Raw genomic sequence first — 17216 nt, 5'->3', positions numbered from 1 at the left:
TATGCGCATTCAGTCAAAAAATATATTTTTCCTTTTAACAATAATCATTTATAGCATTGAGTTAGTTTGTTAACTTTAGATCTTCCGGTACTCGTTACCCCGAGTTCAGGTTATTTAGATAAAAAAAGACCAGCCAATATGGCTGGTCAAGGCTCGATAAATCAAGCAATTGGAGTGCTGCAGGGAAGCAGCGGGATGAACGTGCAAGCAAAAAAAGATTAAAAACTTTTACTGATCCCAATGACGACTCGATCATCGAAGATTTCAGTTTGGGTGCCATAGACTTTATGGTCACTGTCTACGGTGCTGGCGTGGTAACGTAGGTCGAAGTTTAGGCCATAGTAAGCTTTGCTGAGGCCGATGTTCCAGTGGCCCCAACCTTCGGCGTCATCACCCGTTAGGTCTTGATAACCCACAGATGCTGAGATTTTAACACCGTTGTCAAAGCTATAGCTTGGGTGTAGGGCGTAGTTCACCCCGTGCCAGCCATCAACACCAAACCAGTCATCCACCGTTGGTGTGATTTCAAGTTGCAGATTGGCGCGGCCGAATTGTTTACCCACTTTTAGCCATAATTCGGTGTAGTTGGAATAGGATGCACCGGGATAAAGGTACGAAAACAGCATGACATCATAGGTAAAGCCTGAGTCGCCAAACTCTCCCGCTTTACCAATAAAAGGTGCGGTCACAATTTCTAAATTTGGGTCGGCAAACTTGATGTTGGAGCTAAAGACTCCCGCATACCAGCCTTGATTGTGGTTCCAGCTTAACGTGCCTTGAATAACGGGAATATCACCGTCTAAGGTTTCGGATTCACCACGAAACACATAATCAGAAGCAAAATTAACATTACCGTTAATTGTGCCACCAAAGAGTTGATTATCTTCAGCAGCGTGGGAGCTGGCAGCCAAAGAAAGTAACGCCCCTGTTAGCAGAAATTTAGTACGAGTCTTCATAATCATCATCTCAAAGGAGTTTGGAATGGTTAGCGCATGTTTATCGTAAAAATAAGTTGTTAATGGCCGTGTTGCTTGGGATGAACCAATAACGAAAAGATATGAATGAATATGAATAAGCAGAGAAATAATCGAATCAAGGAAGCGTAATTTTAAAAATGCGTTTTTTGGGAAGCAGAGTTTCATTAAACGAAGTGCAAAATGTAATATCCGATTTGCCCTAAACAACACTTGGTCATAAAATGTCGCGTCCAAGTGCTTGAATATCTATCCATTTACTAGACTTGTTTGTGTAACAAGGGTTTACATAAAAATTATATGGATTCGGATGGCAAAATGTGGCCAATCACCATGGTTTACCCTACAGGGTGAGGATTACATATGCTGCAAATCATATAGATAAGTACCTATGCCAATACGCTCTAGCTTTATCAATTGAACGTTTACTCATGATGAGATGATAAACATTTGTGTCATCAAACATGTTTGCAACATTTTAGATATAGAGTAGGCTGAATAAGGGGTTTGTATTGTATAACGCTAACAATCTTATCTACTGTTAACATAGTTTTTAAATAGGATAACAATTCCACTAATAAGGTATTGATAAAGGTGTGAATATTTTCATTAGTTTACACTTTTGTTTGTTTATCTTTCTTGTTGATCCTTATAGGGTATACGATAAGTAATAGCTTTAATTTTAGTTATAATTATGGCCGTGCAATCACCCATGTTGTGTGAACACGGTGGCGTTAAAATTTAAAGGAGTTCTCATGCGGCAGACAATTAAACTTGCCTCAGTAATCAGCGTGGCGTTGTGGATGGCAGCTTGTAGCCCTCAAGAGGATAAAGCCGCTCATGGCGGTGCAGGGCCGCAGAGCATGGAGGTTGGGGTAATCAAAGTGGAAGCTAAGCCACAGGTTATCCAAGTCGAATTACCAGGCCGTAGCAAGGCATTCCTTGAGGCCGAAGTTCGTCCTCAGGTAAATGGCATTATCACTAAACGCAGCTTTGTTGAGGGTGGCAATGTTAAGCAGGGTGAATCTCTCTATCAAATTGATTCTTCTACCTATAAAGCCGCATTGGTGAGCGCAAACGCTGACCTAGCACGCGCAAACGCAAGTCTAGCTTCGGCTAAGGCAAAGGCCGCTCGCTATCAGCAATTGGTGAAAACTAACGCCATCAGTAAACAAGATTTTGATGAAGCTGAAGCCGCTTATAAAGAAGCGTTGGCGAGCGTCACGGTTGCAGAAGCGGCGATCAATACGGCAAAAATCAATCTTGAATACACCGAAGTCTTGGCCCCTATTTCAGGCCGTATCGGTAAGTCTAGTGTGACAGCAGGGGCGCTGGTGACGGCAAACCAAAGTCAAACCTTGGCGACGATTCAGCAACTTGACCCTATCAATGTAGATATTGCGCAATCAAGTGCGCAATTACTGCGCCTAAAAGCGAAATTAAAGCAGGGTAAATTGTTAGCGGCTGATAATGCTGATGTGCAGCTCGTTCTGGAAGATGGCACTGTCTACGGCCATACCGGTAAGCTGCAATTTGCTGAAGTGAGTGTGGATCAAAATACTGGTTCAGTCATTCTGCGTGCTGAATTCCCCAACCCTGACGGGATTTTGTTACCCGGCATGTATGTTCGCGCTATGTTGAATGCGGGTACAGATCCACAGGCCATTCTCGTACCACAAAAAGCGATTACCCGTAACGCTAAGGGAGAGGCTGTGGCTATGGTGGTCAATACGCAAGGTCAAGTCGAAGCCAAAATTGTGACTACTGCTGAGGTGATTAATCATCAGTGGCGTGTGACATCAGGTCTTGCCGTCGGTGATCAGGTTATTGTGGAAGGATTGCAAAAAATCCGCCCAGGTGCGCCAGTCACTCCCAAAGTTATTTCAGCAACCCAAGCACAATAGGGCATAGCTATGGCACGTTTTTTTATTGATCGTCCCATCTTTGCGTGGGTGATCGCCTTAATTATTATGTTGGCGGGGGTGCTCTCAATTCGCTCCCTGCCCGTTTCTCAATATCCAAGTATTGCACCTCCAACAGTGGTGATCAGTGCTAACTACCCAGGTGCATCGGCCAAGATTGTTGAAGACTCTGTGACTCAGGTGATTGAGCAACGCATGAAGGGTATCGATCACCTACGTTATATCGCCTCAACCAGCGATAGCTTTGGTAACGCATCGATTACCTTAACCTTTAACGCTGAGGCTGATCCTGATATTGCTCAGGTACAGGTTCAGAACAAGTTGCAAGGGGCGATGACGCTTTTACCACAAGAGGTACAGGCTCAAGGGGTTAACGTTAACAAATCCAGTTCTGGCTTCTTGATGGTGCTAGCTTTCGTATCGACTGACGGTTCCTTGGATAAAGGCGACATCGCCGACTACGTGGGTGCAAACGTACAAGATCCCATGAGCCGTGTACCAGGCGTGGGTGAAATTCAGCTGTTTGGTGCCCAATATGCGATGCGCATATGGCTAGATCCTTTAAAACTGACCCAATATAACTTGACCAGTTTAGAGGTGCTCTCGGCGATTCGTGCTCAAAACGCGCAGGTGTCGGCGGGTCAGTTGGGCGGCACGCCGTCAATTCAAGGACAAGAACTTAACGCGACTGTTTCGGCGCAAAGCCGTCTGCAAACCCCTGAAGAATTTCGCAAAATTATACTGAAGTCAGATACTTCGGGTGCGAATGTGTTCCTCGGTGATGTGGCACGTGTAGAGTTAGGTTCTGAGAGTTACGCCGTTGTCTCACTATACAATGGCCAACCAGCCTCTGGTTTAGCGATTAAACTGGCAACAGGCGCAAACGCCTTGGATACCGCGGAAGCGGTTAGAGCCAAAGTTGAAGAGTTGCGACCTTTCTTCCCGCAAGGGTTAGATGTGGTCTATCCCTACGATACTACGCCATTCGTTGATAAATCGATTGAAGGCGTGGTACACACCCTGCTCGAAGCGATTGTGCTGGTGTTTGTCATCATGTACCTCTTCCTGCAAAACTTCCGTGCGACTTTAATTCCGACGATTGCGGTACCTGTGGTCTTGCTGGGAACGTTTGCGATTTTGTCGGCCACGGGCTTCTCTATCAACACTCTCACCATGTTTGCTATGGTGCTGGCGATTGGTCTGTTGGTGGACGACGCTATTGTGGTGGTTGAAAACGTTGAGCGGGTGATGTCGGAAGAAGGATTGAGCCCACTTGAGGCGACCCGCAAATCGATGGATCAAATCACGGGTGCCCTAGTCGGTATTGGTTTAACGTTATCAGCGGTATTCGTGCCAATGGCATTTATGTCGGGCTCTACTGGGGTGATTTACCGTCAGTTCTCGATCACTATCGTGTCAGCGATGGCATTGTCGGTATTAGTGGCATTGATTTTAACACCGGCACTTTGTGCCACCATGTTAAAGCCAGTGCAGAAGGGGCATGGCCATATTGAAACCGGCTTCTTCGGTTGGTTTAACCGTAACTTTGATCGTTTAACTAACCGTTACGAATCCAGTGTGGCGGGTATTGTGAAGCGTGGCTTTAGAGTCATGATGATTTATGTGGCTTTAGTGGTCGCTGTTGGTTGGATCTTCATGCGTATGCCAACTGCATTCTTACCCGATGAAGACCAAGGTATCTTGTTTTCGCAGGCGATTTTGCCAACAAACTCGACACAAGAAAGCACCCTCAAAGTGTTGGAGAAGGTATCAGATCACTTCATGGCTGAAGAGGGCGTTAAATCGGTATTCAGTGTGGCAGGCTTTAGTTTTGCTGGTCAAGGCCAAAACATGGGTATTGCCTTCGTTGGTTTGAAGGATTGGTCAGAGCGTGAAGCACCTGGTATGGATGTGCAGTCTATTGCGGGTCGCGCTATGGGAGCCTTTAGTCAAATTAAAGACGCCTTCGTATTTGCCTTCGTACCACCTGCGGTTATTGAGCTGGGTACGGCGAATGGTTTTGACATGTATCTGCAAGATAAGAACGGTCAAGGCCACGATAAGTTAATTGCGGCTCGTAACCAATTGCTGGGTATGGCGGCTCAGAATCCAAACCTAATGGGTGTTCGCCCTAATGGTCAAGAAGATGCGCCAATCTATCAATTACATATTGACCATGCCAAGCTGAGTGCATTAGGCATCGATATTGCTAACGTTAACAGTGTGTTGGCAACTGCTTGGGGTGGTTCCTATGTTAACGACTTTATCGACCGCGGGCGTGTGAAAAAGGTATTTGTGCAAGGTGATGCCCAATACCGTATGCAGCCTGAAGACCTTAACACTTGGTACGTGCGTAACAACAAGGGTGACATGGTGCCATTTTCGGCCTTTGCAACAGGTTCTTGGGAATACGGCTCACCGCGTCTAGAGCGTTTTAACGGTTTACCAGCGGTGAATATTCAAGGCGCAACTGCACCTGGCTTTAGTACGGGTGCTGCTATGACTATCATGGAGGACTTAGTTAAGCAGTTACCTCCTGGCTTTGGTATCGAGTGGAACGGCTTATCCTACGAGGAACGTTTATCGGGTAACCAAGCACCAGCCTTGTATGCGTTGTCGATTTTGGTGGTATTCCTGGTCTTGGCAGCCTTGTATGAAAGCTGGTCAGTACCGTTTGCGGTTATCCTTGTCGTTCCATTGGGTATTATCGGTGCCCTATTGGCGATGAATGGCCGTGGCTTGCCTAACGATGTGTTCTTCCAAGTGGGTCTGTTAACAACGGTTGGTTTGGCAACCAAGAACGCCATCTTGATTGTGGAATTCGCAAAAGAATTCTACGATAAGGGGGCGGGTCTGGTTGAGGCGACGTTACATGCGGTTCGAGTGCGTTTACGTCCGATTTTAATGACATCGCTTGCATTCGGTTTAGGCGTTGTACCGCTAGCCATTAGTACAGGTGTGGGGTCGGGCAGTCAGAACGCCATTGGTACCGGTGTACTCGGCGGTATGATGAGTTCGACTTTCTTAGGTATCTTCTTCGTGCCACTGTTCTTCGTCATTGTTGAGCGGATCTTCAGTAAACGAGAGCGAAAAGCAAAAGAGAAAATGCCTACATCGACGGATTAAGCTCGGGTTGATTAGATCAACATCCTGTATTGGCTTAATACCGATTGTTTAGTTTATTTGACCCATCTTGCAGTAGCCTCATCAGCCGCAACCTATGTTGCGGCTGATTTTTTATGTCTGAGCAAACCAAGGTAGTGCTTGTTATCGTTGAGTTTTAAGGGCGAACCTTATTAATACCTTTGTGGCCGATATTTCCATAGTGAGACTCTGTAGCTAGCATCTTGCCTTGGGTCAACTTAGCCTGCGGTTAATTCTTATACTTTCCCCAAAGGAGTGGTAATCATCACAGCCTGCGTCGTCGGGGAGGCCTCATTGAAGACTTGCACTAGGTTTGCTAACCAGTGTGTTAAGACAATGTCAGATAGTGGGAATAATACCAATCGTATTAGGGCGTGTTGACGTCTCGAGATTAGATTTTGTTCGTTCTGGCAAGCACGTGCTCGCGAAACGAGGAATGATGTGTAGTTTACTCAAATGACGAGCGACTCTTATGACAGAAAGTAAGCGCAAGGGCTTGCCAGGCGACTCCTTTGGGCAGCATTTGGCTGGCTTTTCTGCCGCGTTATCGTCCGTTTATGTAGAATAACTACACAGCACGGACTTTGCCTTGCATAAAAGCCAGCCAAACTGCTGCAAAAATAACCCTGAAACGTCACACGCCCTAAATATCTGTTCATTTAGCGGAAGTTTAATGCGCTTTATACAAGGTGAAGGCTTGATGAAGGTATCGTGGTGCTCTGTCAAAAGCCTTGAACGCAGTATAAAGCGCGTTGCCATGCAGTAAACATCAGCCGCCCTTTGGGAGCCACACAGGCTCCCACGCCCGTGTTATATTGACTTAAAATCCTGCATCAATGCAGTGTTTTTAATCCTATATGGACTAGCTGGGAGCTGGCGCGCTCCGTCTGAAGTGTATGGAGCTAGTACAGCTAAAATACCGCTATCTCGGAGCTGTGCTCAATCACCCTGTTAAGTTATTAAAATAACAAGGCTACTCGCGATAGCGGGCATTTGCTTTTTATTCTTTTAACCAACGCCCAGGGTGGTCGGTAAAGTAACGGTACTCACGCTTTGGCGCTTGGCACTGTGGCTTAAGTTCTGCAGCGGATAACAAAATCCATTCGTCACGGTGGGCAATCCCCATGCTGTTGCCGCCTTTGATATCGAAACAACTTAGCTCTGCGCCGCTCGGTACTAACACATAACGCTGTTTGTTCTCCTGCATCCATTGCCAGGCGTTGCGCTCTTGCTCTTCTACTGGCGCGAGATAACTAAAGTGGGTCACACTCATGGGGGAGAACAGGATAAATTGCTCTTTAAAGTTCACTAACCCAAGTTCGGCATCCTCACCAATCACCTCCGCGGTGTGCAGCATTAGGCTTTTGGGTGTACGCATTTCATCGAGCAATGAATATCCCCAAGTGCTCACCAATACCCAGCCCAAGGCTGAAACTAGCCCTACCTTCACCAAGGCAAACTGACTGCGCGCCAGCCATAGCAGCGCACACCAGAGCAAGCCAAGCAGCATAAACAGGTAACCAATAGCCGTAAGATCGTCGGTATAGTCCTTAAGTGCTTTAACCAACGCAGGATGATGAATAAATGCCAGCACTCCTGCGACGAACACGAGTGCGCCTAAGAACCAGAGCACGCCGCTAACTAGTTTTTCAAACCATACCTTGGGTGATGCGCCCGTTAATACCGCCGATGCTGCAAGGGCCAGCATAGGTAATGCGGGCAGAATATACACGTTGCGCTTGCCCGGACTTATGCTGAAAAACAGTACCACTAGCCCGACCCAAATCAGCAGAATCGCAATGGTGGGATCGGCTTTCACCTTTTGCACCCACAGTTTCCAATAGGCGATTACCAGCAAAGTAATAGGAAACCACATCCAAGGGATCACGCTCAGCACGAAGAAATACCAAGGTTTAATATGATGCCAAGCATTGACGTAACGCTCGCCCGTCTGCTTAAACAAAATGTTATTTTGATAGGCGACCATCTCGGGAGTGCCATGGGCTTGAACCGTGAGCACCATTGGCACTAACCAACAGGCAATCACGGCGAGCATGGCCAAAGGCCCCGCGAGGCAAAGCCAAGTTAAGCGCCCCTCAAAACGGGTCTTATCTTTGAAGGCGTAAATCCCTATCGGAATGAGCAACAACAAGGGCAAGAAACCAACCCCCTTAGTGATCACCCCAAGCCCCATAAATGCCCAGCCAATAAAATACCAATGCCACTTAGGCCCAAGCATAAAATGTCTGATTAATCCGTAACATCCCACGGTTATCCAACACGTCACCATGGCATCTATCTGGGCATTTTTCGCCTGCATTAAAAATTGCGGCACGATAAGGAGCAATAAGGCGGCATTGCGCCCAATCCGCACATTCCACAGCCTAGCGCCGAGATCATAAACTAAGAAAACGGTTAGCAAGCCACAAAGAGCATTGGGGAGTAAGAAGGAGAGTTTTAACGACCCCGTGAGTTGATAAAACAGGGCAATGGCCCACATAAACACAGGCGGCTTATCGGGATAATATTCCCCTCCTCGGGTTGGGAATAACCATTGGCCCGAGGCGACCATTTCCCGTGCGACCTCCACAAACCTCGGCTCATCGGCGGGCCAAGGGGAGCGAAAACCGATGCCAACGAGCAAGATAAGCAAACTCATCAACAGCAGCGGCCAGAGAACTTGGTAATAATCTTCGCTATTGAAACGACGATTTAATGCATCCATTCCTAATCCCTATTTAGTGTTCCAATTCATCCACCTGCTTACGCAGGCTCGAACGGTACAGGTAAGCGCCGATAAGACTAGAGACAATAAACAGCCCGATACTGATCCCCAGTTGATTATGATCAGACAAGCCGATACCCGCGCCCGCAAAACTAAAAATCAGCATCTGCGGTAAATAACCGAGCATGCTGCCAAATAAAAATCCCCCAGGGGAAATATGGGTCGCGCCCGCAAACAGGTTTGTCAGCAGATTACTACCTACGGGCAACAGACGGATCATTAAGACTTTTAACCAAGTCCGGTGAATGATCAGCGCCTCAAATTTTTGTAAACGATGGCCAAAACGTCGTTGCAGACTGCTTCGAATGGTTAATCTCGCGGTATAAAACGCCAGCACACAGCCAAGCAAAGCCGCCAACGTTGAGAAGAGACCACCATAAATACCACCTAAAGCAAAACCAAACACAAAGGCGATCACTTGCCTTGGCCCACCTACAGCAGTAAATAGCGCGCCCACTGCCAGCAAAGCCATTAGTGCATAGTTTCCTTCTGCTTTAATAAAGTGCGCCACCCAATTGCTATCGGTCACATGCTCGAACAGCCCTTGCTGGGATGCAAACATTAACACCAGCAGAATAAAGACGATAAACATCGCCTTATAGAGTCGCTTCATCTTAATCGTGCCAGCGGGTTTCGCTGCGGGCGACCTTAGCGATTTTCGCCCTGCGCCCAAGCCAGATTACGCCCATGATGTCGACAATGCCGACCCAGACCCGATTCCAAGCGGTATATTTAGACACCCCAACTTGGCGATCCCTATGATTTACCACAGCAATAAATACTTCTCCCCCCATTCGGCGCACTAATGCTGGGATATATCTGTGCATATGGTCGAAGTAAGGCATACGAAGGAAGGTTTCACGGGGGAAGAGTTTTAAGCCACAGCCGGTATCGGGCACGCCATCATGCAACAGCGCATCGCGAACTTTATTGGCAAGGCGTGATTGGAATCGCTTCCATGCTGTGTCCTTGCGATTTTTACGGTAACCAGCAATACAAAAATGTTCAGCATGGATCTGCGGCAATTGGGCCAACATGGCGGGAATATCCGCGGGATCATTTTGCCCATCGGCATCTAACGTCACGATATATTGAGCGCGTGCATGTAAAACACCTGTAGATATCGCAGTGCTTTGGCCAGTACTGCGCTCGTGACGAATGGCTTTTGCATTGCACTGCATCACCTCAGCGGTATGTATGACTTCACCAAAGGTGTCATCTTGGCTACCGTCATCGACGACCAGAATTTCAAACTCTGTCACACCTTGCAGGGCTTGGCATATCTCTTTCATTAATGGGCCAATATTGCCCACCTCGTCTTTTGCGGGGATGACAACTGAAATCACATTAATACTCCAGCGTTTATGACCATAAATACGGTAACATAGGATTGTTGCAAAATAAAAATCTATATTGATAGGGTGTTATGACTTAAACCGAATGCAAGTCCAGTATTGTATAGGCGTAAAATGCGAGAAAAGAGTGCTTAATTTGGAACTGTGGATTTCATTGAAATGACATATTTTATCGCCGCAGAAAATGCTAGGTTAGAGAACTACATGCCAAACTTTATTAAATCTATGAACATAGTTGTGGTTGGAATGGGCTATGTTGGCCTATCAAATGCGGTGTTACTCGCGCAGCAAAACCAAGTGACGGCTATTGATCTGATGCCTGAACGTGTCAAATTAGTCAATGACCGAAAATCAACAGTCGCCGACAACCTGATTGAAGAATATCTACGCAATAGTGCCTTAAATCTGCGCGCCACGATGGACAAAAACGCAGTCAAAGACGCCGATTTTGTCATTATTGCCACCCCGACTGACTATGATCCGCAAACCAACTACTTTAATACTCAATCGGTCGAAAATGTCGCCAAGGAAGTCCTCGCCCTGAATCCCGACACGACGATTATTATTAAATCGACAGTACCCGTTGGCTTTACTGCGAGTTTGAGAACCAGATTAAATAGCGAGAACATTCTGTTCTCACCTGAGTTTTTACGCGAAGGCCAAGCTCTTTACGATAACCTTCACCCCTCTCGTATCATTGTGGGTGAACGTTCAGCTCGCGCCCAAACCTTTGCGACCCTTCTTGCTAATGCTGCTATTAAACAAGATATCCCAATTTTGCTCACCGACAGCACCGAAGCTGAGGCAATTAAGTTATTTGCTAACACCTTTTTAGCGATGCGCGTCGCCTATTTTAATGAGTTGGATACCTATGCCGAGAGCCGAGGACTCAACACTCGTCAGATTATCGAGGGTGTATGTCTCGATCCTCGCATTGGTGATTACTACAACAATCCTTCTTTTGGTTATGGTGGTTATTGCCTGCCAAAGGATACTAAGCAATTACTCGCAAACTATAACGATGTGCCTAACAATCTGATCAGCGCCATTGTCGATTCCAACACTACTCGTAAAGATTTTATTGCCGATGCCATTATCAGTAAGCAGCCTAAGCGGGTGGGGATTTACCGATTGATCATGAAGTCAGAGTCGGACAATTTCCGCGCCTCTGCGGTGCAAGGCGTGATGAAACGCATTAAAGCTAAAGGGATTGAAGTCGTGGTCTATGAACCCGTTCTTAAGGAAAGCGAATTCTTTAAATCAACCGTTATCCGCAATTTGGATGAATTTAAAGCCATGTGCGATGTCATCGTTACAAATCGCATGGCCAGTGAACTCGAAGATGTTGCCGATAAGGTTTACACTCGAGATCTGTTCCACCACGACTAAGCGTCCCCAACACCAAGGTTTACCATGAAATACTTAGTCACAGGCGCGGCAGGGTTTATCGGCGCCAACGTCAGTAAGCGTCTCTGCGCAATGGGCCATGAGGTGGTCGGGATTGATAACCTCAATGACTACTATGATGTAGAGCTCAAATTAGCTCGACTCGCACCGCTCGAAGCGTTAAGCAACTTTCGTTTTATCAAACTGGATCTCGCCGATAGAGAAGGCATCGCAAAACTGTTTGCGCAAGAGGGATTTCAACGTGTGATCCACCTTGCTGCACAAGCAGGGGTCCGTTACTCATTAGAGAACCCCCTTGCCTACGCCGATAGTAATTTAGTCGGACATCTCACGATATTAGAGGGTTGTCGCCACCATAAGATTGAACACCTTGTGTATGCCTCCTCATCCTCAATTTATGGCTTGAATCAAAAGATGCCGTTTTCGACTGAAGACAGCGTCGATCATCCGATTTCCCTTTACGCGGCGACCAAAAAAGCTAACGAATTGATGTCGCACACTTACTCGTATTTGTACCAGTTACCCACAACAGGCCTGCGTTTTTTTACCGTGTATGGCCCTTGGGGGCGGCCCGATATGGCCTTGTTTAAATTCACTAAAGCGATTCTCGCCGGTGAAACGATTGATGTGTATAACCATGGCGATCTTAGCCGTGATTTTACTTATATCGATGATATCGTTGAGGGCATCATCAGGGTGCAAGACAAGCCACCTAGCCCAACTCCAGACTGGCGTGTTGAAACGGGGACGCCAGCCAACAGTAGCGCCCCCTATCGCGTATTCAACATAGGTAATGGCAGCCCAGTGCAATTGCTCGACTTTATTACCGCACTTGAGCGCGCGCTAGGCATCGAGGCGAAAAAGCAATTTTTACCCATGCAACCCGGCGATGTGCATTCCACATGGGCAGATACCGAAGATCTATTTAAGGCCGTGGGATACAAACCCCAAGTTGATATTGATACTGGCGTGGCAAGATTTGTGGAGTGGTACCGCAATTTTTACGCGCAATAATTTTCCTGTAAGACATAAAAAAGGCCTGCATTTTAGCAGGCCTTTGTTTATAAAAATAAAAATCTAAAAACGATATTCAAAACTGCTAAAGAAGGTTGCGTTGGTATCGTTATCTTGTACCTCAAATTCTGATCTCGACACTGTGCCACCGACACTCCACATGCCCTTCCAAACGGGCATACGGTATGAAAGCTCCAGCATCAGTAAATCTTCCTTCGGCGGCTGCGGGGCCCAAGTGGTCGCCACATTGGTGCCATCTTTATTCAATTTGGCATAGCGCAATAATGAAGTGAATCCACGACTGTTATGGAACTGTCCCACCAAGCCCAATACAAAGACTTGTGCATCACTATCATAGGTCGAGCCTAAAGCTCTGCCGTAGTAACGCGCTCCACTTAAATAGACAGGATCTTCATAGAAGCAATTTGCCTTGCCATCACACTCGACAAAGGTGTCTGAATACTCCATAAACAGCTTGAATTGTTTACCCGCTGTGCCGAAATGAGTATCTATCCCCCAAAGTGAGCCGCAATCGCTGCCGTTTTCACAGCTATGCTCAAGGTACAAACCAACGGGAATATCCTGCCAAGTGTCGGCATAGCGTAAATCGATGCTTTGGGTTTTATGGCCTGCGTCACGCCGCTGCTCAGCAAGACAAGAATCTGAGCCATCAATACAAACAGCATTGCCAGCGACTGAATCCCACCAGGAATCGAAGTCGCAATTCTGCCCTTCACCGCAAAAGAGTGTCGACCAAGACAGACCAACCTCTAATTGTTTAATCGGTTTGGCAGTAAAGCGCATATCCCATTCTGCCGTTTTAGGCACGGCACGCTCTTTTTCTGCCATGCTAAAACCGGTCTTGAAGGTCCAAGGCCCAATCCAAGATAACCATGGGGTTTCAAAGGCAGCGGCATTATTGCGGCTGAGCGACAGGGACTGCATGGGACGGGCATTATTTGAGCGATGGAGTGATGAATCAAATCCTGGGCCCCACCATTGCTCTACTGTACCCAAAGTTGCAATCCAGTTGCCCATGATCACCGCAAAATAAGACTCATCGAGGCGGAAGTTTTTGTTATCTTGCGGATCGTAAGTCTCTGCAACCGTGGTTTTATAGGCCACACGCGAGCCTAAATATTCGTAGGAACCTTTAACCTCACCCTTTTCACGATAGTCGGATCCATAGTGCTGAAAACGAGCCGGATCGGTCGCGCCCGAGACTTTAACCCTCGCATTACCGCGATTATCGACAGCATTTTGATAGTAAAAATTAACCCGAGCAAAGGCTTGCACTAATCTTGGAGAAAGCAATTCAGGCTCTACTTTTGCTAAATCGCCACCAATCCCTGACCACATTAATGGAAAGGTATTCACAGGCACACGGATCACGCCAGCATCTGCAAGCGCTTGAATATCGGCTCGAAGATAAATATCTGAGGCATCCACCCAAGGGGCGGCAGCAACCGTCGATGAAAACCATAAACCAGATGCAACGCTAGCTGCGAGGAGAGTGGGGGTCAATAAAGCCTTCATAACATCCTTCATAAAATCCTTTTCATTATCACAATGAGGGCAATGCCCCATAGTTTCACGAAAAAAGTTAAGCCTAATCAGGCCTTAGCGAGTTTAAGTTTGGCTGCCAATGCGCTTGCTACCTCAGGGTGAACAAATTGACTCACATCACCACCGTGCAGTGCCACTTCCTTCACTAAGGTTGAAGAAATAAAAGAATTTTCTTCGGCAGGCGTTAAAAATACGCTCTCAAGATCGGGGCTTAATCTGCGATTCATATTGGCCAATTGGAACTCATACTCAAAGTCGGAAACCGCACGCAAACCACGCACCAGCACGCTTGCCCGCTGCTCCTTAGCAAAATCCACTAATAGGCCAGAAAACCCCACCACTTCGACATTATCCAAATGCGCGATGACACGATTCACCAGCTCCACACGCTCTTCAAGGGTAAACCTTGGTTGCTTGGAAGGATTGGCTGCAATACCAATAATCACATGTTTAAACAGCTTAGCCGCACGCTCAATCAAATCGGCATGACCATTGGTAATAGGATCAAACGTCCCAGGATAAATCGCTCTTGTGTGCATATAATTTACAAAAAACGCTTAAGCTACGGTATATAAAAGTTTATCACCCGCTTACACAGCTAAGCAAAGTATCTTTCATACACTCTTCAAAGCATTAGATATAGACCGATAGCATTTAATCCAACTCGGTATGCCATAGCCAAAAGACAGCCTAAAAGGTAGAATACTGACTCGAAAATTGTGATATGGCAGCTGTTAATTAATGAATCAATAGCACACCTAAACAATGACTACTTTCTGATCTTAACTTGGGTAGGTTTTATTGTGAAAATTCTCCTCGTATTTGGCACTCGACCTGAAGCAATAAAAATGTGTCCTTTGGCAAAAATGCTAGCCAACGACCCTCAATTAGATGTCAAAATTTGTGTTACAGCACAACATCGCCATATGCTTGACCAAGTGCTAAGTATTTTCGAACTGACCCCTGACTACGATTTGAATCTGATGAAGCCAAATCAAACCTTAGAATGGTTAACTGGCGCAATTGTTGAGGGTGTAGGGAAGGTCATTAAAGAATTTCAACCTCAACTGGTTTTAGTTCATGGGGATACTACCACTTCATTTTCTGCTGCTTTGGCGGCATTTTATCAAAAGGTTGATGTCGGTCATGTTGAAGCGGGTTTGCGTACTGGTGATATAACTTCACCTTGGCCAGAAGAAGCAAATCGAAAATTAACAGCTGTATTATCGTCCTTGCATTTTGCTCCAACCCCTTCCTCAGCTGAAAATTTAAAAAATGAAGGTTATCTTCCTGAAAGCATCTATGTTACGGGGAATACTGTGATTGATGCTTTATTTCAAACATTATCTATAACAAAGAAAGACGATTTCCCCCACACAGATGCATTAAAAGACTTACTAAATATATTGGACGGAAAAAAAGTTATTCTAATTACTGGACATCGTAGGGAGAATTTTGGTGTTGGATTCGAAAATATTTGTACTGCACTAAAAACAATTGCATTAGAGAACAAAGATTGGGAGTTAGTTTATCCTGTACATTTAAACCCTAAAGTACAAGAACCTGTTTTCAAACACTTAGGCGGGTTAGATAATTTCCATCTGATTGATCCTTTGGATTATCAGTCTTTTGTAACATTAATGGATCGAGCTGATATTATTCTCACTGACTCAGGAGGAATACAGGAAGAAGCTCCATCCTTAAAAAAACCAGTGCTTGTTTTACGTGATAAAACCGAAAGACCTGAAGCTGTGTCTGCAGGAACGGTTAGATTAGTAGGAACTGATGTTGATAAAATAGTATCTGAAGTTAATATTTTGATAAAAAACCAAAAGGCATTTGGTGAGACGGTTAACCCTTATGGTGATGGGCATGCATGCCAAAGAATACTTAATATTATCAAACTTCATTATCAGGTAAAATAATGTCAAATATTTATATAATTTATCGCTCTATGTATAATTCGGAAGGAGCATTAACAACTGTAGGCGGTATCGAAAATTACATTATTAGTTTAGCTGAGATTTTATCTCGTAATGGGTGGATTTGTCATCTAGTACAACCCGCAAAAGATTCTTTTTCTATAAAAAATGAACATATGAATGTTCATGGCGTAAATACAGGATACTTTCGTGGTAATCTAAAAAAGTATGCTCTTGCAAATTGGGTTAAAAAAAATGCAAATAAGAAGACTGACATTATAATTTATGCAACAGACTCATATTCGGTCAATTTGAAAGGTTATAAACAAATAGCGATTCAACATGGTATCTCTTGGGATAAACCAAGGAAAAATAAAAATACCGTTATTCAATTTCTATCTTCGCTATTAAATCAATTTAAATATCTATCTTACATAAAAAATAATTCAACATTAGTGTGCGTAGATCATAATTTTATAAATTGGTATCGTACTTGGTTTAATGTTGGCAAAAAAAATGTAAAAGTAATATATAATTTCTATACTGAAAAAGTTAATCAATCTGATTTTGACAAAAAATGGAGTGATGACCGTGTAATTAAAATAATTATTGCTCGTCGTTTTGTTGACTACCGTGGGATTGCATTGATTGCTCCAATTATAAGCAAACTATCAAATCAATATAGAATAGAAGTCAATTTTGCAGGTGATGGCCCTCTAAAACCATACTTAGAATCATTATTTTCTATTCATTCTAACGTTAAAATAACTAAATATGGCCCATCTGAAAGTTTCAAAATACATAAAGAGCATCACATAGCTATCATTCCGACTTTAGGCTCTGAAGGTACATCTCTCTCAATGATTGAGGCTATGGCTGCAGGTTGTATGGTGATCAGTTCTAATATCGGTGGACTATCTAATCTCATTATTAATGGATACAATGGTTTATTAGCCATGCCTAATTCACAAGAAATGGAATTGGCACTTTTTACTGCACTAGATGATTTTGATTTTTGCAAAAAACTTGCACAAAATGGTTTAAACTCGATCGCTTATCCATGTAGCAAAGAAAAGTGGGGAAAAGATTGGATAGATTTAATTAATAAACAATAGCACATATCAAAA

Annotated in this window: 13 protein-coding genes; 7 read left to right on the top strand and 6 right to left on the bottom strand. The window is 45.0% G+C overall.

The window, feature by feature from the left end; genetic code table 11:
• Window positions 1-66: 66 nt before the first annotated feature.
• A complete protein-coding gene (locus H9J30_RS16450; protein WP_240131990.1) occupies window positions 67-222 on the top strand; it encodes a hypothetical protein in 156 nt (51 codons plus the stop codon).
• On the opposite strand, the gene H9J30_RS16445 is transcribed toward H9J30_RS16450, so the two are convergent.
• The gene (locus H9J30_RS16445) at window positions 219-965 is read right to left on the bottom strand and encodes a TorF family putative porin (protein WP_240131989.1); all 747 of its coding nucleotides are present in this window, start codon (window positions 963-965) and stop codon (window positions 219-221) included. The genes H9J30_RS16450 and H9J30_RS16445 overlap by 4 nt on opposite strands.
• A 764-nt stretch (window positions 966-1729) precedes the next feature.
• Here H9J30_RS16445 and H9J30_RS16440 point away from each other — a divergent pair.
• On the top strand, window positions 1730-2878 hold the full coding sequence (locus H9J30_RS16440; protein ID WP_240131988.1) for an efflux RND transporter periplasmic adaptor subunit: 1149 nt from the start codon (window positions 1730-1732) through the stop codon (window positions 2876-2878).
• A gap of 9 nt (window positions 2879-2887) precedes the next feature.
• Window positions 2888-6022, top strand: a complete 3135-nt coding sequence (locus H9J30_RS16435; RefSeq protein ID WP_240131987.1) for an efflux RND transporter permease subunit — start codon at window positions 2888-2890, stop codon at window positions 6020-6022.
• Window positions 6023-7040: 1018 nt separating this feature from the next.
• On the opposite strand, the gene H9J30_RS16425 is transcribed toward H9J30_RS16435, so the two are convergent.
• The 3 genes from H9J30_RS16425 to H9J30_RS16415 are packed head-to-tail and all read right to left on the bottom strand — an operon-like array spanning window position 7041 to window position 10171.
• A complete protein-coding gene (locus tag H9J30_RS16425; RefSeq protein WP_240131985.1) occupies window positions 7041-8765 on the bottom strand; it encodes an ArnT family glycosyltransferase in 1725 nt (574 codons plus the stop codon).
• A gap of 13 nt (window positions 8766-8778) precedes the next feature.
• Window positions 8779-9438, bottom strand: a complete 660-nt coding sequence (locus H9J30_RS16420) for a TVP38/TMEM64 family protein (RefSeq protein ID WP_240131984.1) — start codon at window positions 9436-9438, stop codon at window positions 8779-8781.
• Window position 9439: 1 nt separating this feature from the next.
• Window positions 9440-10171: a glycosyltransferase family 2 protein gene (locus tag H9J30_RS16415; RefSeq protein ID WP_240131983.1), complete on the bottom strand. Its 732-nt coding sequence runs from the start codon at window positions 10169-10171 to the stop codon at window positions 9440-9442.
• A 234-nt stretch (window positions 10172-10405) separates the two neighbouring features.
• Between H9J30_RS16415 and H9J30_RS16410 the strand changes: the two genes are divergently transcribed.
• Both H9J30_RS16410 and H9J30_RS16405 read left to right on the top strand, forming a co-directional pair.
• Complete coding sequence (locus tag H9J30_RS16410) at window positions 10406-11569, top strand: nucleotide sugar dehydrogenase (protein ID WP_240132031.1); 1164 nt, start codon at window positions 10406-10408, stop codon at window positions 11567-11569.
• 24 nt (window positions 11570-11593) lie between these two features.
• Window positions 11594-12601 (top strand): NAD-dependent epimerase, encoded by a 1008-nt coding sequence (locus H9J30_RS16405; RefSeq protein ID WP_240131982.1) that lies wholly within the window; start codon window positions 11594-11596, stop codon window positions 12599-12601.
• A gap of 63 nt (window positions 12602-12664) precedes the next feature.
• On the opposite strand, the gene H9J30_RS16400 is transcribed toward H9J30_RS16405, so the two are convergent.
• Both H9J30_RS16400 and coaD read right to left on the bottom strand, forming a co-directional pair.
• Window positions 12665-14137 carry a capsule assembly Wzi family protein gene (locus H9J30_RS16400; protein ID WP_240131981.1) on the bottom strand — a complete coding sequence of 491 codons (1473 nt, stop codon included), beginning with the start codon at window positions 14135-14137 and terminating at the stop codon, window positions 12665-12667.
• A 77-nt stretch (window positions 14138-14214) separates the two neighbouring features.
• The gene (gene coaD / locus H9J30_RS16395; protein ID WP_240131980.1) at window positions 14215-14706 is read right to left on the bottom strand and encodes a pantetheine-phosphate adenylyltransferase; all 492 of its coding nucleotides are present in this window, start codon (window positions 14704-14706) and stop codon (window positions 14215-14217) included.
• 264 nt (window positions 14707-14970) lie between these two features.
• Here coaD and wecB point away from each other — a divergent pair, with 264 nt between their 5' ends.
• Together wecB and H9J30_RS16385 are read left to right on the top strand one after the other, a co-directional pair.
• Entirely contained in the window at window positions 14971-16092 is a 1122-nt protein-coding gene (gene wecB / locus H9J30_RS16390) for a non-hydrolyzing UDP-N-acetylglucosamine 2-epimerase (RefSeq protein ID WP_345796103.1), read from the top strand.
• A complete protein-coding gene (locus tag H9J30_RS16385) occupies window positions 16092-17204 on the top strand; it encodes a glycosyltransferase family 4 protein (RefSeq protein WP_240131979.1) in 1113 nt (370 codons plus the stop codon). Before wecB ends, H9J30_RS16385 begins: the two co-directional genes overlap by 1 nt.
• The last annotated feature ends 12 nt before the right edge of the window (window positions 17205-17216 follow it).

Origin of the sequence: Shewanella cutis (assembly GCF_022410515.1) — a bacterium.
Classification (GTDB): domain Bacteria; phylum Pseudomonadota; class Gammaproteobacteria; order Enterobacterales; family Shewanellaceae; genus Shewanella; species Shewanella cutis.
The sequence above is the reverse complement of the archived record's forward strand: the minus strand, read 5'-3'. Positions and strand labels throughout refer to the sequence as shown.

Bases quoted from the DNA above. Each gene is read 5' to 3' on its own strand.
- H9J30_RS16445 (WP_240131989.1), bottom strand. From the start codon at position 965: ATGATGATTATGAAGACTCGTACTAAATTTCTGCTAACAGGGGCGTTA.
- H9J30_RS16440 (WP_240131988.1), top strand. From the start codon at position 1,730: ATGCGGCAGACAATTAAACTTGCCTCAGTAATCAGCGTGGCGTTGTGG.
- H9J30_RS16435 (WP_240131987.1), top strand. From the start codon at position 2,888: ATGGCACGTTTTTTTATTGATCGTCCCATCTTTGCGTGGGTGATCGCC.
- H9J30_RS16425 (WP_240131985.1), bottom strand. From the start codon at position 8,765: ATGGATGCATTAAATCGTCGTTTCAATAGCGAAGATTATTACCAAGTT.
- H9J30_RS16420 (WP_240131984.1), bottom strand. From the start codon at position 9,438: ATGAAGCGACTCTATAAGGCGATGTTTATCGTCTTTATTCTGCTGGTG.
- H9J30_RS16410 (WP_240132031.1), top strand. From the start codon at position 10,406: ATGAACATAGTTGTGGTTGGAATGGGCTATGTTGGCCTATCAAATGCG.
- H9J30_RS16405 (WP_240131982.1), top strand. From the start codon at position 11,594: ATGAAATACTTAGTCACAGGCGCGGCAGGGTTTATCGGCGCCAACGTC.
- H9J30_RS16400 (WP_240131981.1), bottom strand. From the start codon at position 14,137: ATGAAGGCTTTATTGACCCCCACTCTCCTCGCAGCTAGCGTTGCATCT.
- coaD (WP_240131980.1), bottom strand. From the start codon at position 14,706: ATGCACACAAGAGCGATTTATCCTGGGACGTTTGATCCTATTACCAAT.
- H9J30_RS16385 (WP_240131979.1), top strand. From the start codon at position 16,092: ATGTCAAATATTTATATAATTTATCGCTCTATGTATAATTCGGAAGGA.